This window comes from Streptomyces sp. NTH33, assembly GCF_003236365.1.
Lineage (GTDB): Bacteria > Actinomycetota > Actinomycetes > Streptomycetales > Streptomycetaceae > Streptomyces.
The window spans coordinates 1-1,341 of sequence record NZ_POTZ01000899.1 but is presented as its reverse complement, the minus strand read 5'-3'; the positions used below and the strand labels follow the sequence as shown (position 1 = coordinate 1,341).

1 protein-coding gene is annotated in these 1,341 nt (G+C 70.5%); it reads left to right on the top strand.

Features of this window, described 5'->3' with window-relative positions; translation table 11 throughout:
• A partial coding sequence (locus tag C1I97_RS37365; protein ID WP_258382933.1) for a thiamine pyrophosphate-requiring protein occupies positions 1-1,341 on the top strand: 1,341 nt, incomplete at both ends.

Genomic DNA, 1,341 nt, shown 5'->3' with positions numbered 1-1,341 from the left:
GTCGCCGACTATGTGCTGCAGCGCCTGACCGAGTGGGGCGTCAAGCGGGTGTACGGCTATCCCGGTGACGGGATCAACGGTCTGCTGGGCGCGTTCGACCGGGCCCAGGGCAATCCGGAGTTCATCCAGGTCCGGCACGAGGAGATGGCCGCGTTCATGGCCTGCGCCCATGCCAAGTTCACCGGCGAGGTGGGCTGCTGCACCGCCACGTCCGGTCCCGGCGCGGTGCACCTGCTCAACGGCCTGTACGACGCCAAGCTCGACCACCAGCCGGTGGTGGCGGTGGTCGGGCAGCAGAAGCGGCTCAGCCTGGGCGCCCACTACCAGCAGGAGATCGACCTGGAGCGGCTGTTCGCGGACGTCTCGGAGTTCTGCCAGATGGTGGTGCATCCGGGGCAGGCCCGGCACGTGATCGACCGGGCGTTCAAGACGGCGCTGACGACCCGGGGTGTGGCCACGGTCATCATTCCGGAGGACGTGCAGGAGGCGGACGCGCAGCCGTCGCCGCCGAAGACGCACGGCTCGGTGTTCTCCAGCGTCGGCTGGAGCCGCCCGCGGGTGCTGCCGGACCCCGGTGAGCTGCGCAGGGCCGCCGGCATCCTCAACGAGGGCAGCAAGGTCGCCATGCTCGTCGGGCAGGGTGCGGCTCATGCGGAGAGCGAGGTGGTGGAGGTCGCCGAGCTGCTCGGTGCCGGGGTGGCCAAGGCGCTGCTGGGCCGCGAGGTGCTGCCCGACGACCTGCCGTTCGTGACCGGTCCGATCGGTCTGCTGGGCAGCAGCGCCAGCGACAACATGATCCAGAACTGCGACACCCTGTTCATGATCGGCAGCAGCTTCCCGTACTCCGAGTGGCTGCCCGACGAGGGGCAGGCCCGCGGGGTGGAGATCGACATCGACGGGCGGATGATCGGCATCCGCTACCCGATGGACGCCCACCTCGTCGGCGACGCCAAGGAGACCCTGCGGGCGCTCGTCCCGCTGCTGCGCCGCAAGGAGGACCGCACGTGGCGCGAGCAGATCGAGAAGGACGTACGGGAGTGGAACGCCCTGATCTGCCGGCGGGCCGGACAGCACTTCGGCAGGACGATCAATCCGCAGGCGGTGGCGGCGGAGCTGTCGCCCCGGCTGCCGGAGGGATGCATCCTGACCGCGGACTCCGGCTCGGGCACCAACTGGTGGGCACGGCATCTGAAGCTGCGCCAGGGGATGCGGGCGTCGCTGTCGGGGACGCTGGCCACGATGGGGCCGGGGACGCCGTACGCGATCGCGGCGCGGTTCGCCTACCCGGACCGGCCGGTGATCGCCTTCGTCGGCGACGGCGCGTTCCAGATGAACGGCATG